At 66.9% G+C, this 16,376-nt stretch carries 15 protein-coding genes; 7 read left to right on the top strand and 8 right to left on the bottom strand.

Annotation, left to right across the window (positions count from 1 at the left end):
* Window positions 1–31: 31 nt before the first annotated feature.
* A complete protein-coding gene (locus PJ250_RS03575; protein WP_271647177.1) occupies window positions 32–1,375 on the bottom strand; it encodes an MFS transporter in 1,344 nt (447 codons plus the stop codon).
* Between the two features lie 246 nt (window positions 1,376–1,621).
* On the opposite strand from PJ250_RS03575, the gene PJ250_RS03580 reads away from it, so the two are divergent.
* The 6 genes from PJ250_RS03580 to PJ250_RS03605 all read left to right on the top strand — a co-directional run bounded on the left by PJ250_RS03580 (window position 1,622) and on the right by PJ250_RS03605 (window position 7,538).
* Entirely contained in the window at window positions 1,622–2,407 is a 786-nt protein-coding gene (locus PJ250_RS03580) for an IclR family transcriptional regulator (RefSeq protein ID WP_271647178.1), read from the top strand.
* A 29-nt stretch (window positions 2,408–2,436) separates the two neighbouring features.
* Window positions 2,437–3,645 (top strand): CaiB/BaiF CoA transferase family protein, encoded by a 1,209-nt coding sequence (locus PJ250_RS03585; RefSeq protein ID WP_271647179.1) that lies wholly within the window; start codon window positions 2,437–2,439, stop codon window positions 3,643–3,645.
* The gene (locus PJ250_RS03590) at window positions 3,638–4,378 is read left to right on the top strand and encodes an enoyl-CoA hydratase/isomerase family protein (RefSeq protein WP_271647180.1); all 741 of its coding nucleotides are present in this window, start codon (window positions 3,638–3,640) and stop codon (window positions 4,376–4,378) included. The genes PJ250_RS03585 and PJ250_RS03590 overlap by 8 nt, the downstream gene beginning before the upstream one ends.
* Window positions 4,375–5,211 (top strand): CoA transferase subunit A, encoded by an 837-nt coding sequence (locus PJ250_RS03595; RefSeq protein WP_271647181.1) that lies wholly within the window; start codon window positions 4,375–4,377, stop codon window positions 5,209–5,211. Before PJ250_RS03590 ends, PJ250_RS03595 begins: the two co-directional genes overlap by 4 nt.
* The gene (locus PJ250_RS03600; protein WP_271647182.1) at window positions 5,204–5,938 is read left to right on the top strand and encodes a CoA-transferase subunit beta; all 735 of its coding nucleotides are present in this window, start codon (window positions 5,204–5,206) and stop codon (window positions 5,936–5,938) included. The genes PJ250_RS03595 and PJ250_RS03600 overlap by 8 nt, the downstream gene beginning before the upstream one ends.
* A gap of 109 nt (window positions 5,939–6,047) precedes the next feature.
* Window positions 6,048–7,538 (top strand): class I adenylate-forming enzyme family protein, encoded by a 1,491-nt coding sequence (locus tag PJ250_RS03605; protein ID WP_271647183.1) that lies wholly within the window; start codon window positions 6,048–6,050, stop codon window positions 7,536–7,538.
* 988 nt (window positions 7,539–8,526) lie between these two features.
* Here PJ250_RS03605 and PJ250_RS03610 read toward each other — a convergent pair.
* The 5 genes from PJ250_RS03610 to fucP all read right to left on the bottom strand — a co-directional run bounded on the left by PJ250_RS03610 (window position 8,527) and on the right by fucP (window position 14,699).
* On the bottom strand, window positions 8,527–9,252 hold the full coding sequence (locus PJ250_RS03610) for a hypothetical protein (protein WP_271647184.1): 726 nt from the start codon (window positions 9,250–9,252) through the stop codon (window positions 8,527–8,529).
* A gap of 165 nt (window positions 9,253–9,417) precedes the next feature.
* Window positions 9,418–11,412 (bottom strand): M1 family metallopeptidase, encoded by a 1,995-nt coding sequence (locus tag PJ250_RS03615; RefSeq protein WP_271647185.1) that lies wholly within the window; start codon window positions 11,410–11,412, stop codon window positions 9,418–9,420.
* A gap of 76 nt (window positions 11,413–11,488) precedes the next feature.
* Window positions 11,489–12,373, bottom strand: coding sequence for a GGDEF domain-containing protein (locus PJ250_RS03620; RefSeq protein WP_271647186.1), 885 nt, complete (start codon window positions 12,371–12,373; stop codon window positions 11,489–11,491).
* 117 nt (window positions 12,374–12,490) lie between these two features.
* Complete coding sequence (ubiE, locus tag PJ250_RS03625; RefSeq protein ID WP_271647187.1) at window positions 12,491–13,252, bottom strand: bifunctional demethylmenaquinone methyltransferase/2-methoxy-6-polyprenyl-1,4-benzoquinol methylase UbiE; 762 nt, start codon at window positions 13,250–13,252, stop codon at window positions 12,491–12,493.
* Between the two features lie 136 nt (window positions 13,253–13,388).
* Window positions 13,389–14,699 (bottom strand): L-fucose:H+ symporter permease, encoded by a 1,311-nt coding sequence (gene fucP, locus PJ250_RS03630; RefSeq protein WP_271647188.1) that lies wholly within the window; start codon window positions 14,697–14,699, stop codon window positions 13,389–13,391.
* Window positions 14,700–14,829: 130 nt separating this feature from the next.
* On the opposite strand from fucP, the gene PJ250_RS03635 reads away from it, so the two are divergent.
* A complete protein-coding gene (locus PJ250_RS03635; protein WP_271647189.1) occupies window positions 14,830–15,285 on the top strand; it encodes a nucleoside deaminase in 456 nt (151 codons plus the stop codon).
* Between the two features lie 8 nt (window positions 15,286–15,293).
* Here PJ250_RS03635 and PJ250_RS03640 read toward each other — a convergent pair whose 3' ends face one another.
* On the bottom strand, window positions 15,294–15,881 hold the full coding sequence (locus PJ250_RS03640; RefSeq protein ID WP_271647190.1) for a hypothetical protein: 588 nt from the start codon (window positions 15,879–15,881) through the stop codon (window positions 15,294–15,296).
* Window positions 15,881–16,375: an RNA polymerase sigma factor gene (locus tag PJ250_RS03645; protein WP_271647191.1), complete on the bottom strand. Its 495-nt coding sequence runs from the start codon at window positions 16,373–16,375 to the stop codon at window positions 15,881–15,883. The genes PJ250_RS03640 and PJ250_RS03645 overlap by 1 nt, the downstream gene beginning before the upstream one ends.
* Window position 16,376 lies beyond the last annotated feature (1 nt).

A 16,376-nucleotide genomic window follows, 5' to 3' on the forward strand; every position in this document is an offset into this window, starting at 1 on the left:
GGCTGGACCGAAGCGGGCCAGGCATCGCGCGTCAACCGTGCGAAGAGCGCAGGCGCGAGCTTAGGGTGGATGCCGCGCGGCCGGACATCCTCCGATCGTCTGAGAACGCGCCGCGACGATACAGCAGCAAAGCACCGATCAGGGCCACGACCGCGGCGGCCGCCAGCCAGGCACCCGGCATGGCCTTGTTGCCGGTGACCTGGATCAACCAGGTCGAGATGGCCGGTGTGAAGCCGCCGAAGATCGCCTGGGACAGGCTGTAAGCCAGCGAGAAGCCGGTCGCACGCACGTTGGCGGGCATGATCTCGGTCAGGGTGACGACCATCACCCCCTGGTAGCCACCGTATAGAAACGAGAACCACATCAAGGTTCCGAGCAAGTGCCCGAACGAGGGCGAGCCCACCAGCCAGTGCATGGCCGGATAGGCGGTCAGTGCGATCAGGATCGAGAACGTCAGCATTACCCGCAGGCGCCCCACCCGGTCGGACAGCGCGCCCATGAAGGGGATCCAGATGAAGTTCGACACGCCCACGGCCACGGTGCAGATGAAGCTGTCCATCGAGGTGAGGCCCAACTCGCGCTTGCCGAAGGTCGGGGTGTAGGCCGTGATCAGGTAGAACATCACGCTGGTCAGGGTCACCAGGAACACGGCCAGGATCACGATCCGCCAATCACGCGCCAGGGCGCCATAGACCTCGCGCAGGGTCGGCCGGCGCTTGGCGATCTGCGCCTTGAATGCCTCGGTCTCCTGCAGCGAGCGACGGATGTAGAACAGGAACGGCACGATCAGGCAGCCGATCAGGAACGGCACGCGCCAGCCCCAGCTCTGCATCTGGTCCTCGCTCAGGGTCAGCCGCAGGACCACGCCGATGACCGCGGCGAAGACCACCGCCACCTGCTGGCTGGCCGACTGCCAGCTCACGAAGAAGCCGCGTCGCCCCGGGGTGGCGATCTCGGACAGATACACCGAGACGCCGCCGGACTCGGCGCCGGCCGAGAACCCCTGCAGCAGGCGCCCGATCAGCACGATGATCGGCGCGGCGATGCCGATGGTCGCGTAGCTAGGAGTCAGGGCGATCATCAGCACACCGGCGGACATCAGCGCCAGACTGAGGATCAGGCCCGCGCGGCGGCCGTGCCGGTCGATGTAGCCCCCCAGGACGATCGCCCCCAGCGGGCGCATGAGGAAGCCCATGCCGAAGGTGACCAGCGAGAGCATGAGCGAGACGAACTCGCTGTCGCTGGGGAACATCGCATGGGCAATGGCCGAGGCATAGAAGCCATAGACCATGAAGTCGAACATTTCCAGGAAATTGCCGCTGACGACGCGGAAGACATTGCTCCGCGAATGGGTGGCGGGCGTTTGCGCAGACATGGAAGCATCCTCACGAAGGACGTAGTCGAGCCAATGTTCTATATTTCAGAACGTCGTTTTGTATCTCGAAACGACTAGATCAGACGATTTCGACAAGCGTCAACGTGCACTGCAGCATGTTCCAGCATGCGAAATGCGGGCGTTTCGGCATATGGAAAGACGCTCCAGGTGCCAGAGGCGCACCGGTTGACAGCCAATTTTGTTCCGGCGTAGCGTATTTCGAAACGCCGTTCTGATATTTGGAATATGGATACCACCCTGCTCAAAGGGCTCAACGTGCTCGAGCTGCTCGCCCAGAGCGAACAGCCCAAGGGCGTGTCGGACATCGCCCGCGCCCTCAACCTGACCAAGAGCAACGTGCACCGCACGCTGCAGACGCTGGTCGCCGCCGGCTATGTCCGCGTCGGCAGCCGGCCCGGCACCTATGTCTGCACACTCAAGCTGTTCGAGCTGGCCAGCCCGCTGGTGGCGCGCCTGGATGTGCGCCAGCTGGCCGAACCGGTGATGCAGGCGCTGGCCGGCAAGACACAGGAAACCATCCACCTGGCTGTGCTCGACCGGCTGGAGGTGATCTATCTGCACAAGATCGAGAGCCCGCAGCCGGTGCGCGCCTACTCCAGCGTGGGCGGCCGGGCGCCGGCTCACGCGGTCGCCACAGGCAAGGTCCTGCTGGCCTGGCAGGACGCGGCCACCCTGGCGACGCTGCCGGAGCGCTTCGAGCGCCCCACCTCGCGCACCCTGCCCGACCGTCATGCGCTGCTGGCCGAGACCGCCCAGGTGCGCGCCCAGGGCTATGCCATCAATCGTGGCGAATGGCGCGAAGGCGTGTGCGGCGCGGCGGCCGTGATCCTGGATGCGCAGCGTCAGGTGATCGCCGCGGTCGGCGTTTCCGGCCCTTCCGAACGGCTGCGCCCGGCCGCGCTGCGCAAGCACGCCGAACGCGTAGTCGAGGCCGCCCGCGACATCTCGCGGGCCATGGGCTGCACCCGCTACGAACCCCTGCTGCCGGCCGGCGCCGCCGTCGCCGCCTGATCCCCGACAACGCCCCAAGGAGTCCCACCATGCAATTGCCCCTGACCGGCGTGCGCGTCGTCGAATTCTGTTCCGTGGCCGCCGGCCCGTACTGCGCCATGCTGCTGGCCGACATGGGCGCGGACGTGATCAAGGTCGAGAACCCCAATGGCGGCGACTCCATGCGGGCCTGGCCGCCGCTGACCGAAGGCTTCAGTGAGAACTTCGCCTCGGTCAACCGCAACAAGCGCGCGATCACCCTGGACCTGAAGGATGCGACCGACAACGCGCGCGCCAAGGCGCTGATCGAAGGCGCCGACGTGGTCCTGGAGAACAACCGCCCCGGCGTGATGCAGCGCCTCGGGCTGGACTACGCGGCGATGTCCCGGACCAACCCGAAGCTGGTGTACTGCTCGATCTCCGCCTTTGGTCAGGAAGGCCCGCGCGCGCGCGAGGCGGGCTTCGACCTGACCCTGCAGGCCATGAGCGGCGTGATGAGCGTGACCGGCGAGGAAGGTGGCGCGCCGGTGAAGTGTGGCGTGCCGCTGTCGGACTTCTGCACCGGCCTGTACGCCGCCTATGCAATCGCCGCCGCGCTGATGCAGGCGCGTGCCACCGGCCAGGGCACGCACGTGGACGCTTCGATGTTCGGCGCCTCGCTGGCAGTGGCCGCGCTGCAGACCAGCGAATACTTCGGCAGTGGCCGCGACCCGCGCAAGCTGGGCTCGGCGCATCCGCGCAACGCGCCCTACCAGGCGTTCCAAGCGCGCGATGGCTGGTTCGCGATGGCCGCCGGCAACAACGCCCTCTTCAAGGCCGCGTGCAACGCGATGGACTGGCCGGAGCTGGCCGACGACCCGCGCTTTGCCTCCACCGCGCTGCGCGCCCAGCACCAGGCCGAGCTGAAAGCGCTGCTGGACGAGCGCGTGTTCTCCAAACTGGATGCGGCCGACCTGCTGGCGCGCTTCCGCGCCGCCGGCGTGCCGTGCTCGCCGATCAACACCTATTCCGAGGCGCTGGCCGATCCGCAGGTCGAACACATGGGCTGGGTGTCGCAGATCGCCCTGCCCGGTGGGGGCAGCGCGCGCACGTTCGGTTCGCCGCTGCGCTTTTCCGGACAGGCGTTTCCGATCACCCGCGACCCGCCCGCGTTGGGCCAGCACAATGCCGAGGTCTTCGCCGAGATCGACGCCCTGATCGCGGCTCGCACCCATGACGCGGAGGTGGATGCGCCGCCGAAGGTGGCCCGCCATGCGTGATGTCGTCAAGGAACTGCGGGTCGAACGCAGCGGCGCGACTCTGACCCTCGCCCTCGATCGGCCCGACAAGCGCAACGCGCTTTCGCCCACGCTGGTCGATGCCCTGCTCGAAGCGGTGCAGACCGCCTGCACCGATGGCACGCGCCTGCTGGTGCTGCGCGGCGAAGGCAGGAACTTCTGCGCCGGCTTCGACCTGTCCGACTACGCCGATGCCAGCGAAGGCGACCTGCTGCTGCGCTTCGTGCGCATCGAGCAACTGTTGCAGGCGGTGGCCCACGCCCCGTTCGAGACGGTGGCACTGGCGCACGGCCGCAACTTCGGCGCCGGCGTGGACCTGATCTGCAGCTGCGACCGCCGCATCGGCGCGCCGGAGGCGAGCTTCATGATGCCGGGGCTGGGCTTCGGCCTGGTGCTGGGCACCCGACGCTACGCAACACGCGTGGGCGCGGTGCGTGCGCGCCGCGTGCTGGGCGACGGGCTCACCTTCGACGCAAAGACCGCACTGGCCGACGGGTTTCTCACCGACATCGTGGCGCAGCACGACTGGGACACGCAGCTCGCCCAACTGCAGACCGCCACGCTGCCGCGCCTGACCGCCGACACCTGGCAGCGCCTGGATGCCGCCCTGCTGCCCGATACGCGCGCCGCCGACATGGCCGCGCTGGTCGAGTCAGCCGCAGTGCCCGGCATCCATGACCGCATCGGCCGCTATCGCGAAGGAGCCAAGGCATGAGCAACAAGACCTCCAGCAAGCAGCTGTCGATCGAGGCATTGGCCGCGCTGGTGCCCGATGGCGCCTCGCTGGCACTGGGCGGCAGCTTCCTCCACCGCGGGCCGTTCGCGCTCGTGCGTGAACTGATCCGCCAGGGCCGCAAGGATCTGGACATCATCAAGCAATCGCCCGGCTACGACATCGACCTGCTGTGCCGCGCGGGCGCGGTGCGCCGCACACGTGCCGGCATCGTGGCGATGGAAGGCAACTTCGGCCTCGCGCCCTGGTACCGCAAGGCCGTCGAACGCCAGCAGATCGAACTGGAAGAGCACGCCTGCGCCACGCTCACCGCCGGGCTGCGGGCGTCCGCGTTCGGCGTGCCGTTCATGCCGGTTGGCGGCGTGCATGGCTCGGCCCTGGTCGAGCTCAACGGCTGGAAGGCGATCGACGATCCCTACGGCCAGGGTGGGCCGACCTATGTGATTCCGGCGATCACGCCCGACTTCGCGGTCATTCATGCCAACGAGGTCAGCCCGAATGGCGACGTGCGCGTCTATGGCACCTCGCATTGGGACCGCATCATGACCCGCGCCGCGGACAAGGTGATCGTGGTGGCAGAACGCCTCGCAGATGAGGAAACCTTCCGCACCCAACCCGAGCTGACCCTGGTGCCACACTTCATGACCGCCGCCTACGCGGTGGTGCCCAACGGCGCGTGGCCGGGCTCGTGCTGGCCGCATTACGAAGTCGATTATCCGGCGGTCACCGCGTACCTGGAGGACGCGCCGGGCGCGCTCCAGGCGCACCTGGACGCCGCGCCGGAAGCGCGCGCAGCGGAGGTGGCCCATGGCTGAGTCCTGGTCCGGCTTCTCTTACATCGTTACCAACCTGGCGCGCTTCGTGCGCCCGCACGAGGTCACCTTCAGCGGGGTCAATTCCACGCTGCCGATGCTGGCCTGCCTGATGGCCAAGCGCGCCTACGATTTCGAGTTCACCTTCATCAACGTGGCCGGCGGCGTCGATCCGCAGCCGTCGATGATCCCCATCTCCAGTTCCGATCCGGTGCTGGCCGAGCGCTCGACGGCGATCTTCGCCAACGAGGATTTCTACGACCTGTGCACGCGTGGCCGCATGGACCTGTGCTTTCTCGGCGCGGCGCAGATCGACGGCGCGGGCCGCACCAATGTGTCCGCGATCGGCGACTGGCATGCGCCCAAGGTGCGCCTGCCCGGTGGTGGGGGTGGTGCGGTGATGCTGCCGACCGCGCGCCGCGCCTGCACGTGGCGCACCGAGCATTCGACTCGCACGCTGGTGGACACGCTGGATTTCGTCACCGCCGCCGGCGGCCTGGCCGGCGTGGTGACGCCGATCGCGGTCTTCATCAAGCGCGATGACAGGCTGGCACTGGCCTCGTGGCACCCGGACGTGACCCTGGAGGAAGTGCGGGCGCGCACCGGCTTCGCGTTCGACGCCAGCGGCGCCACGCCGACACCGCTGCCCAGCCAGGCCGAGGTCGATGCCCTGCGCGCGCTCGATCCCGATGGGCAGTTCGAGCGCGACGCCAAGGTCCGGCTGCACTGATCCAGGCTTCCGCGCCTGCACGCGTGAATCCCGCCGGCCCGTCCCGCGCCGGCCACGTCACTGACGGACCCCACGCCGCCATTCCGCCCTCCCCGCAACAGGAGTCGCCATGTCGTCTGCCCAATCCCTCAGCCATCTGCTCCGCGACGCGCTGCGCACGCATGCGCAGGCCGGTCTTGCCGCCTTGATCGGTCCGTTCGGCGAGGTGAGCTACGCGCAGCTGGCGCGTCACGTCGATGCAGCCGCCGCCGCCGCGCACGCCTGGGGCCTGCGGCGTGGCGAGCTGGTCGGCGTGATCGCGCGCAAGACCCCCGAGAGTGTGGCGACCTTTTTCGGGCTGATGCAGGCCGGCGGCTGCGCCGGCTTCATGGAGCCAGGCCTGGCGATGGATGCCATCGCCGAGCGCATGCAGTCGGTAGGCATGCAGCGGCTGGTCGTGGAGCACGCCGACGACGGTGCCCAACTGCAAAAAGCGATCCCAGGTCTGCAGGTCATCGCACTGGAGGCAATGGCCAGCGAAGGCGCGTGGATCGACGACGGCCTGGCACCGGGCGATGCGGCACAGATCCTGTTCACCAGCGGCAGCACGGGCAAGTCCAAAGGCGTGCTGCAGCCGCACCGCGGGCTATTGGCCAACGCCCGTGGCGTGATCGCGCACACCGGCATCACGCGCAACGACCGCTTGCTGCACGTCATGCCGGTCCATCATACCAATGGCGTCAACAACCAGTTGATCGCCCCCCTGCTGTGCGGCGCGCAGGTGGTCCTGATCGAGCGCTTCCGTGCCGAAGACTGCGTGCAGCAGCTGCGCGATTACGCGCCGACCTACCTCACCGGCGTGCCGACCATGTACGCGCGCATGCTCCCGCTCCTGCGCGAGGGCGAGCGCTTCCCGTCGCTGCGCTTCCTGCGCTGCGGCTCGGCCCCGATCACATCGGCACTGCAGGAGCAGATCGAGCAGGCCTTCGGCGTTGAACTGCTGGTCTCCTACGGCCTGTCCGAAGCCACCTGCACCTCGACCATGAATCCGCCGGGCGCGCGCCGTATCGGCAGCATCGGCACCGTGCTCGAAGGCCAGGTCGTCAGGCTTTTCAAGCCAGGCACCGAGGAAGTCGTCACCGAAGGCGAAGGCGAGATCCGCATTGGCGGCGATGCGCTGATGCTGGGTTACATCGGCACCGAGGCCGCCCAACCGATCGAACACGGCTGGCTGCTCACCGGCGACCTGGGCCGCTTCGACGCCGAGGGCTATCTGTCGATCACCGGCCGCATCAAGGACGTGATCATCCGCGGCGGCGAGAACCTCTCGCCCGCCCTGATCGAGGGCGAGCTCAGTCGCCACCCTGCGGTGGCCGAATGCTGCGTGGTCGGCATGCCGCACCATGACCTGGGCGAGGTGCCGGTGGCCTTCGTGGTCCTGGACCCCAGCGCCCCTGCGGTGACAAGCGAGACGCTGCAGGACCTGATCCGGGAGAAGCTCGCGCGGGCCTACGTGCCGGCTGAAGTGAAGTTCCTGACGACCTTGCCGGTCAATGGCGTAGGCAAGGTGGATCGCAAGGCGCTGCGGCGAGGGTTTGAGGCTGCGCCGCAGGCGGCTTAGCTTTTACTTGCCGCACGCGTGGCGCAGCACGCTGATCTTCTTTGAGAGCAAGAGCTTTCGTGCGGCTTCGCCGCCCGCCCTACTTTCTTCGCTCGTGCAAAGAAGAGTAGGCAAAGAGGTGCGTTTCAACAGACGCATGTCTGGTCAACACGCCCCGGGCGGCACGCCTGCGCTACGCGCCGGTCCGCTACGTGACGAGGGATTTTTGGAAGCGGGAGCAGAAGCCAAATGCCCAAGAAGCAAAGTCCCTAGATGACCACACATTCGTCTGTTGTAAGGCGCTTCCCGCTTTCGCGGGAATGACGAGTTGACGCAGTTGTAAGCGCTGTTGCTGTTGTTGCTTCCAGCTTTACCTGTCTGAGCCGTAAAGCGAGCCGAGCATCGCAGAAGAAGACGGCCGAAGAGTCGCCCTGTCTGAGCGAAGCGAGTTTGGGCGACGTGCCGTCTTCTTCGAGAAGCGCAGGGAACCGCCGCATCGCGGCGGCGAGTGTCCGGCGAGAAGCGGTTTTGCTTCCTTTTTCCAAGACAAAAGGAAGTCGCGCCCGAAGGGCGTGAAAGCTCCTGCTCCTGCTGTAGCTCCTGCTCCTGCTGTAGCTCCTGCTCCTGCTGTAGCTCCTGCTCCTGCTGTAGCTCCTGCTCCTGCTGTAGCTCCTGCCGTACCCAGGCCTCACCTATCTGAGCCGTAAAGCGAGCCGAGCACCGGAATAAAGCAGGGGCGAAGAGGCGCCCTGTCTGAGCGAAGCGAGTTTGGGCGCCGTCCCTAAAAAGGCATAAATGCCCTGCTTTGCGAGGAGCGCAGGGAACCGATGCACAGCATCGGCGAGTGTTTTCAATCCCCTTTTTGGGACCGGCGAGTAGCGGTTTTGCCTTCTTTTGCCGCGACAAAAGAAGGTCGCGCCCGTAGGCGCGAAAGCCTTTTCTCGAGCCGCGCTGCAAGCGCGAGTGCTTTAACTCAACGTATCGACGTCACAGACAAAAGCAGAGAAACCTACTTCCCCCACCCCGGCATCTGATCGGCGTCCAACCCGCCGGTCTCGAACTCCGCCGTCTGCGTCCCCCCGGCCTTCACCGGGAACTCGATCTTCAGGGTCTTGGCGTGCGCGGCCAGCTTCCACAGGCCCTTGTAGTCGGTGATGAACATCGCGATGGCCTCATCGGTATCCGGCCGCCAGGCATCCATGGCCTTGGGCTTGCCATCGTCGACGCTCACTTTCACCTTGCAGCCTTTCAGGCACGGGAAATCACCGGCCTTGAGCACCAGATAGGCGCTCTGCTTCCACTCGGGATGGTCGCGGAAGACCAGCTGTACGTCCTGCTTCTTCCCACTGCCGTCGGTGTCCAGCGGCTCGGTGCTCATGATCGAAGCCGAGACCTGCGGACCGCCGTTGATCATTACCTGGTTGTAGTTCCACAGATTGGCCAGACGGCGCTCTTCGCGCGCGGCCTCGGCCTTGGTCTTGGCCTCCTGGTAGTGCGCCTGGATCTTCTTGGCCGCTTCCGAGTCCGGGTACTGATCGGTCAGCGCGCTGCCGTGCACGCGTGCCATCTCCCAGTTCTGCGCGGTGTAGGCCTGGTCGAACTGCTCGGCCAGCTTGTCGGCCGCCTGCTTGTCCTTGGCCGCCTGGGCCGCCGCCTGCTCGCGCATCTGCGCTTCGTGATCGGTACAGCCCAGCAGGGCGACGGCGCACAGGGAGGACAGCAGCAGACGTTTCATCGGTCAATGGCTCCGGGCAAGGCGGGATCGGGGCGGCCGGCACCGGTCTGGACACCTGGTCGCACCGGTCGATTGTACGTGCCGCTGCTGGTAAGGCCGCGCCAATGAAAAGGCCGCCGCACTCCCGGAGGAACACGGCGGCCCATGTAGGACGACCCTGACCGCTTACTGCGCGGCGGGGGCGTCGGCCTTGGGCGGCTGCGGCGCGGCCGGGGCTTCCGGCGCCTCAGGCGGGTGCGCCTGCGCCTGCTCCAGCATCGCCTTTACCGAGGCGGTGGTGATCGGGTGATAGCCCGGCTCGGCCTTGGCAAAGGCGTCCTTGGCGAAGGCCAGGCCCTCGGGGGTTTTCACCAGCTCGGCGTAGATCGGCATGATCAGCTTGCGCCGACCCACGCGCTCGATGAAGGCGCCGGCCTGCTCCCACGCGTCCTTGTCGCCGCTGCGGATGGCCAGCGGATACCAGCGCATGGCGATCTCGCCATTGGAGGTCCCAGTGAAGTGATAGGTATCGTCGAGCTGCTTGAGCTTGTCCAGCGGCTGCGTCTCACCCAACCCATCAATGAAATGCACCCACTGCTGGGTCACCCATTCATCGGTGGCCTGCTTGGACGGCAAGGTGCCGCTGCCCAGCCAGGCGATACGCGCGGTGTCGACCAGAGCGAAGCCACGCGACTGCGCACGCGGTGCGAACGAGGGAATGCCCGGCTGGTGCAGCCAGGCGTCCAGCTCGGCATCGGTGACCGCGTTGGGGTTCTTGGGCAGCAAGTTCTTGCGCAGATCCTCCACGAACTGGTCGGTGGTCGCGCTCTTGAAGCCCTGGTCGTCGAACCAGCTCCGCAGGAACGGATCGAAGACCTCGCGCCCGAAGCGCTGCTCCAGGAACTGCAGGAACCAAGCGCCCTTGACGTAGGGCACGCTGGTCAACGCTTCGTCCGGGTCGCGGCCGGTCAACGGTGCCAGCTCCAGGACCTGGTCCTGCGGCGGCATGTCCTTGATCTCGTCGGCCAGGTCCTTCTGATCGATCTGGCGCTCCATCTCGGCCAACTCCTGCCCGTACAGCGCCTCGGTGATGCGCGCCTGCACGTAGGTGGTGAATCCCTCGTTGAGCCAGATGTCCTTCCACGAGGCGTTGGTCACCAGGTTGCCCGACCAGCTGTGCGCCAGTTCGTGGGCCACCAGCGAGACCAGCGACTTGTCGCCCACGATCACCGTCGGGGTGGCGAAGGTCAGGGTCGGGTTTTCCATGCCACCGAACGGGAAGGACGGCGGCAGCACCAGGATGTCGTAGCGGCCCCACCGATACGGCCCGTAAAGCTTCTCGGTGGTGGTGATCATCTTCTCGGTGTCCTCGAACTCGGCCGCGGCCTTGTCGGCCATGGCCGGCTCGGCCCACACGCCGGCGCGATCGGAGAGCTTGCGGAACACCAGGTCGCCCGCGGCGATGGCCAGCAGGTAGGACGGGATCGGCTTGTTCTGCACGAAGAAATAATCGCCGTCGCGCACCGAGGCCGGGTCGTTGCCCGCGCTCATCAGGACCATCACGTCGGGCCGGCTGGTCACGTGCGCGGTGTAGGTGAAACGCACGCCGGGCGTATCCTGCAGCGGCACCCAGCTGCGGGCATGGATGGCCTCGGACTGGCTAAACATGAAGGGCAGTTGCTTGCCCTCGGTCATCGCCGGGGTCAGCCACTGCAGGCCCGAAGCGTCCGGCGAGGTGTGGTAGGTCACGCGCACGGTGGGATCGCGCTGTGGCACCTGGATGGTCAGCTTGCGGCCGTACACCTTGTCCGCATCGGCCAGGCTGAACTCCAGCGGATGGAAGTCCTGGCTGCCCTGCGCGGCCCCCTCGACCTTTTCGATCGTCAGCGCGCGCGTGTCCAGGACCAGCTCGGTGGCCTGGGGCTGCTTCCAGTCCAGCTTGTAGGTCGCCGTGCCGGCGATCTGTCGGGCATCGAAGTCCACGCCCACGTCCAGCGCCAGGTCCTTGATGACCACCTTGTCGGGCTGCGCATAGGAGCTTTCGTCATGGCGACGGTCGGACTTGGACACGGCGGCGGCCTTGGGAGCGGGAGTCTGGCTGGCCTCGGGGGAGGCGGTTTCCTTGGAGCACGCCGTGAGCATCACGGCGGCACAGGACATCATCAGGAACGCGGAACGCATCGGCGGCGGCATCCAGGCTTGTTCAACGGGAGAACCTCCATTCTAGCCGGTGCCTGCACACGCAACCGGTCCTGGATCAAGTCGGCGCCGCGCCGGCGCCTGTATCCAGGACCAGGCGCCGGCCTCCGCCGAACTTGGCGCGATACATCGCCGCATCGGCACGACGGTAAAGCAGCGCGCGTTCCTCGCCGGGCAGGTGCACGGCGGCGCCCGCACTCAGGTGCAGCGGGCGAACGGCCTGACCTTCGGGCATTTCAAGGTGTACGCGCCAGTCCTCCACCCGTGCGCAGGCCTCGACCGCCTCCAGGTGCAGGCCCATCAGGAACTCGTCGCCGCCCCAGCGGCCGATCCAATCCCGCGGACCCAGCCAGGCGCGCGCCTGCTCGACCAGGCGCACCAGCGCCGCGTCCCCTGCTGCGTGGCCTTCCCGGTCGTTGAGCTGCTTGAGATTGTCCAGATCCACCACGAACAGCACAAACGGCATGGAACCGCCGTCCGCGCGGCGGACCGAGTTGGCCAGCGCCTGCTCGCAACCGCGGCGATTGAGCGCGCCGGTCAGCGCATCGGTCTGCGCCTCGCGCTCCAGATCACGCAGGTCCGCGTCGGCGCCCTGCAGGCTGCGGTTGATACGACGCAGCAACTGGCTGACCTCGTCTCGCCCCGTGTCGGGCAGGCGCGGCGGCGGCAGGCCGGGTGCGGACTGGGAGGCATCCAGCATCGCCATCGCCTGGCGCAGCGGCGCCAGCATCCTGCGCATGGCCAGCAGCGTGGCAGCGGTTCCCAACAGGGTCGCCACCAGCACCACCAAGAGGACGGTGATCGCCTCGGGGCGCGCAAGACCGCCGTACAACAACAACCAGCCAGCCAGCAGGATCAGCGGCGTATGGATCCCCAGGAACGCCACGGCCAGCAACCGCAGCCCCAGGGAGCGGGGCGCAAGTCGCGCCAGCACCTGTTGCATCATCCAATGAGGACCGGAAATCCAAAACCCGGCAGCTTAGCAAGCTCTTCGGCAGGCCCACGCACGACGCGTTCGTCATGCTTAGTCCGTCCCATTGTGACAGGACCGATCCGCTGATCAGGCCTTGTAGCCGTCGTGGATGGCGACGATGCCAGCGGACAGGTTGGTGTACCGGCACCGTGCAAAACCAGCCTCGGTCATCATCGCCTTGAGCTGTTCCTGCGGCGGATGCTTGCGGATGGATTCGGCCAGGTACTGGTAGCTGTCCGCGTCGCCGGCGAACAACTTGCCCAGGCGCGGCAGCACCTTGAACGAGTGGAAGTCGTATATGGGACGGAACCACTCCGGCTTGACCTCGGAGAACTCCAGCACCCGCGCCTGTCCGCCCACCTTGAGCACGCGGTACATCTCGCGCAGGCCCGCGTCCTTGTCGGTCACGTTGCGCAGGCCAAAGGCGATGGTCACCAGGTCGAAGCTGTTGTCCGGGAACGGCAGCGCCTCGGCATTGCACTGAACGTACTCCATGCCGGCGACGAGTCCGCGATCGGTCATGCGGTCGCGTCCGACGGTCAACATGCCGGCATTGATGTCGCCCAGCACGATGCTGCCGGTCTTGCCCACGCGCGACTTGAGCAGTGCGGCGATATCGCCGGTGCCGCCGGCCAGATCCAGGACCCGGTCACCCGGACGCACCTGCGCGGTGGCGGTGAAGTAGCGCTTCCAGACCCGGTGAATGCCCAGACTCATCAGGTCGTTCATCAGGTCGTACTTGCCTGCGACCGAGGTGAAGACCTCGCCGACCAGCTTCTGCTTGTCGCGCGCGGCGACGTCACGGAAGCCGAAATGGGTGGTGCCGGAGTTGTAGGGGGATTCGCTCATAGCGCTGATTATCGCACCGACCGGCGGCCGATGGCGTCATGGCGGCAGCGCGCCGGCCCGCACAATGCACAAGGGCGCACCGAAGTGCGCCCTTGTGGGACAGCCCTCGCGCTGGCACAAGCCAGCGCATGAGGCCTTACGACCGCGTGGTCGTGGCCGGCGGCACTGGCTCGCGCACGCGCGACCCGCTGATGCCGTAGTAGGCGATGTACAGGTAGCACACCAGCGGCAGGACGAAGGCGTGGTGCAGGCCGATGTGGTCGGCCAGGAAGCCCATCAGCAGCGGCAGCACCGCACCGCCGACGATGGCCATGATCAGCAGCGAGGACGCCCGGTTGGTCAGCGGTCCCAGCTTGGCCATGCCCAGGGTGAAGATGGTCGGGAACATGATCGAGTTGAACAGGCCGATGGCGACCACGGCATAGACCGCCGTCATGCCCGAGGTGGACAGCGTGATCAGCAGCAAGACCGTCGCCAGGGCCGCGAACACCGCCAGCAGCTTGCCCGCGTCGATCCGCACCAGCAGCGCGGAGCCGATGAAGCGCCCGACCATCGCGCCAGTCCAGTACGCCGACACATAGCCGGTGGCGGCCTTCTCGGTCATCGCGCCGATCTCGGGCATGGAAAGATAGTTGACCAGCACGCTGCCGATCGACACCTCGGCCCCCACGTAGAAGAAAAGGCCGAGCACGCCCAGCAGCACATGGCGATGACGCAACGGCTCGAAGATGCCGTAGTGCCGGGGCTCGTTCTGCTCGCTGGCCTCGGCGATGGCCGGCAGGCGGAACAGGAAGATGAAGACCGCCAGCGCAAACAGCGCGATCCCCAGCCCCAGGTACGGCATCTGCACCGCACCGGCCTCGGCTGCGCGGTAGCTCATCGCATCGGCCTGCGACATGGCCGCCAGTTGCTCGGGCGTCTTGGGATCGGCCACCAGGATCAGGAGACCACCGAACACCGGCGCGATGGCCGTGCCCAGCGAATTGAAGGCCTGCGACAGGTTCAGGCGGCTGGATGCGGTCTTCTCAGGCCCCAAAAGGGCGACATAGGGATTGGCCGCCACCTGCAGGATGGTGATGCCCGTGGCCAGCACGAACAGCGCCCCCAGGAACAGGGGATAACTGTGCGCGGCGGCGGCGGGCCAGAACATCAGTGCGCCCACGCCTGCGACCGCCAGCCCGGCCACGATCCCGTTCTTGTACCCCAGGTGCGCCACCAGGCGTCCGGCGGGCAGGCCCATCAGGAAGTACGCGCCGAAAAAGGTGAACTGCACCAGCATCGCCTGGGTGTAATTCAGGGTGAACACCGACTTGAGATGCGGGATCAGAATGTCGTTCAGACAGGTCAGAAAGCCCCACATGAAGAAGATGGTGGTGACCACCGCCATCGCCAGTTTTGGCGTCGACCGTACGGTCGTGGCAGAGGTCGGCGTGGGACTCGCGTGCATCAGGGGCACTCCTGCTGGAAACGCTTTCGCGGGGGCGCGCAGTATTTCATGCCCGCCAGGATCGCCCTGCTGCAGTGCAATATAGGCGGCATCATTTCGGCCCTGCCCGATCCGCCCTACCGGAGACCCCATGATCGCCACGCCCGACTACCGTGCCCTGCTGGACACCGCCATTGAACAAGCCCGCAAGGGCCTGGCCGAAGGCGGCATCCCGATCGGCGCGGCGCTCTACCACGCCGACGGGCGCCTGTTGGGCTGCGGCCACAATCGCCGCGTGCAGGAAGACGACCCGTCCGTGCACGGCGAGACCGACGCCTTCCGCAAGGCCGGCCGCCAGCGAAGCTACCGCGACACCATCATGGTCACCACCCTTGCCCCCTGCTGGTACTGCTCCGGGCTGGTGCGCCAGTTCGGCATCGGCACGGTGGTGGTGGGCGAATCGCGCACCTTCCAGGGTGGCGTGGACTGGCTGCGCGAGGCCGGCGTCAACGTGATCGACCTGGACAGCCAGGAGTGCGTGGACCTGTTGGGCGGCTTCATCGAGAAGCACCCCGAAGTCTGGAACGAGGACATCGGCGAGGAGTGAGGGGCCTTTCAGCCCTCCAGTAGCGCCTCCAGCCGCGCAAGACGCTCCAGGCGCCGTCGGCAGCGCCGGCCGAGGACCACGCCGATGAGCGCGAAAACCAGCACCACCAACGCGTTGGCGATCCCGCTCATGGCCCAGTTCCGGGCAGGCAGCGTCTCTGGCAAGCCCGCCAGCCCCCAGACCATGAGTGCCATCCACAGCAGCAGCGAGATCCAGATGGAGACCCGCCACAACAGCACCGAGGTCTGCGTGCGGGTACGTTCGAAAGCGATCAGCGCCCCGGGGTCCAAAGTCCGCGCACGCCATTGATGACGTCGCTTCCATTGCACCCAGGCCATGTGGAACACGACCAAGGCGATTAAACCCCACAGGACCGAGGCGGGAATCGACTCGGGGGACTGCCACATGACTCTCAGACAATTGCCGATGGCGATCATCGCGACGAGCAGTTCGCCGATCCACCACAGGCGCACGCGCCGGCTGCGGCGGGCCACTTCGGCATGCAGCGCCGGCCACGGGGGTGTGACGGCCCCCTGCGCCTGCCAGTCGGCGGCCCATGTTTCCCAGTCTTCGGTATGCGGGTCTGACTGCTGCATCACTTCTCCTCCATCCACACACGCAACTGCTTGCGTGCCCGGCTGAGCCGCTGCGCGACGGTGTTCTCCTCCAGGCCCAGCGCCTGGCCGACCTCGCGGTTGGAGAAGCCCTCCAGCGAGAGCGAGACCACCTGCCGATAGCCCAAAGGCAGGCGGCGCACGGCCTGCAGCAGGTCGTCGCGACGCTGGCCGGTCTGGGCGTGCCGGACCGGGTCCGCCTGCGGATCGGCCAGATCCTCGTCCAAGGCGCCGCTTGGCTGGCGCTTGTCGTGCATCAGCGCATCCACCGCGCGGTTGTGCGCGACGCGGGCGATATAAGCCCGCAACGAGCCCTCACCCCGCCACTGCGGCAGGGCCTGCCACACGGCGATGCCGATGTCCTGCAGCAGGTCATCCCGTCGTGCAGGCTCGCGGACATAACTGGCCGCCACGCGCGCCAGCAACGGCCAGTGCGCGTGCAGCATCTGCTCCGGTGATGCCTCCTGCTGGTGCAAG

This window comes from Pseudoxanthomonas sp. JBR18 (assembly GCF_028198165.1).
Taxonomy (GTDB): Bacteria; Pseudomonadota; Gammaproteobacteria; order Xanthomonadales; family Xanthomonadaceae; genus Pseudoxanthomonas_A.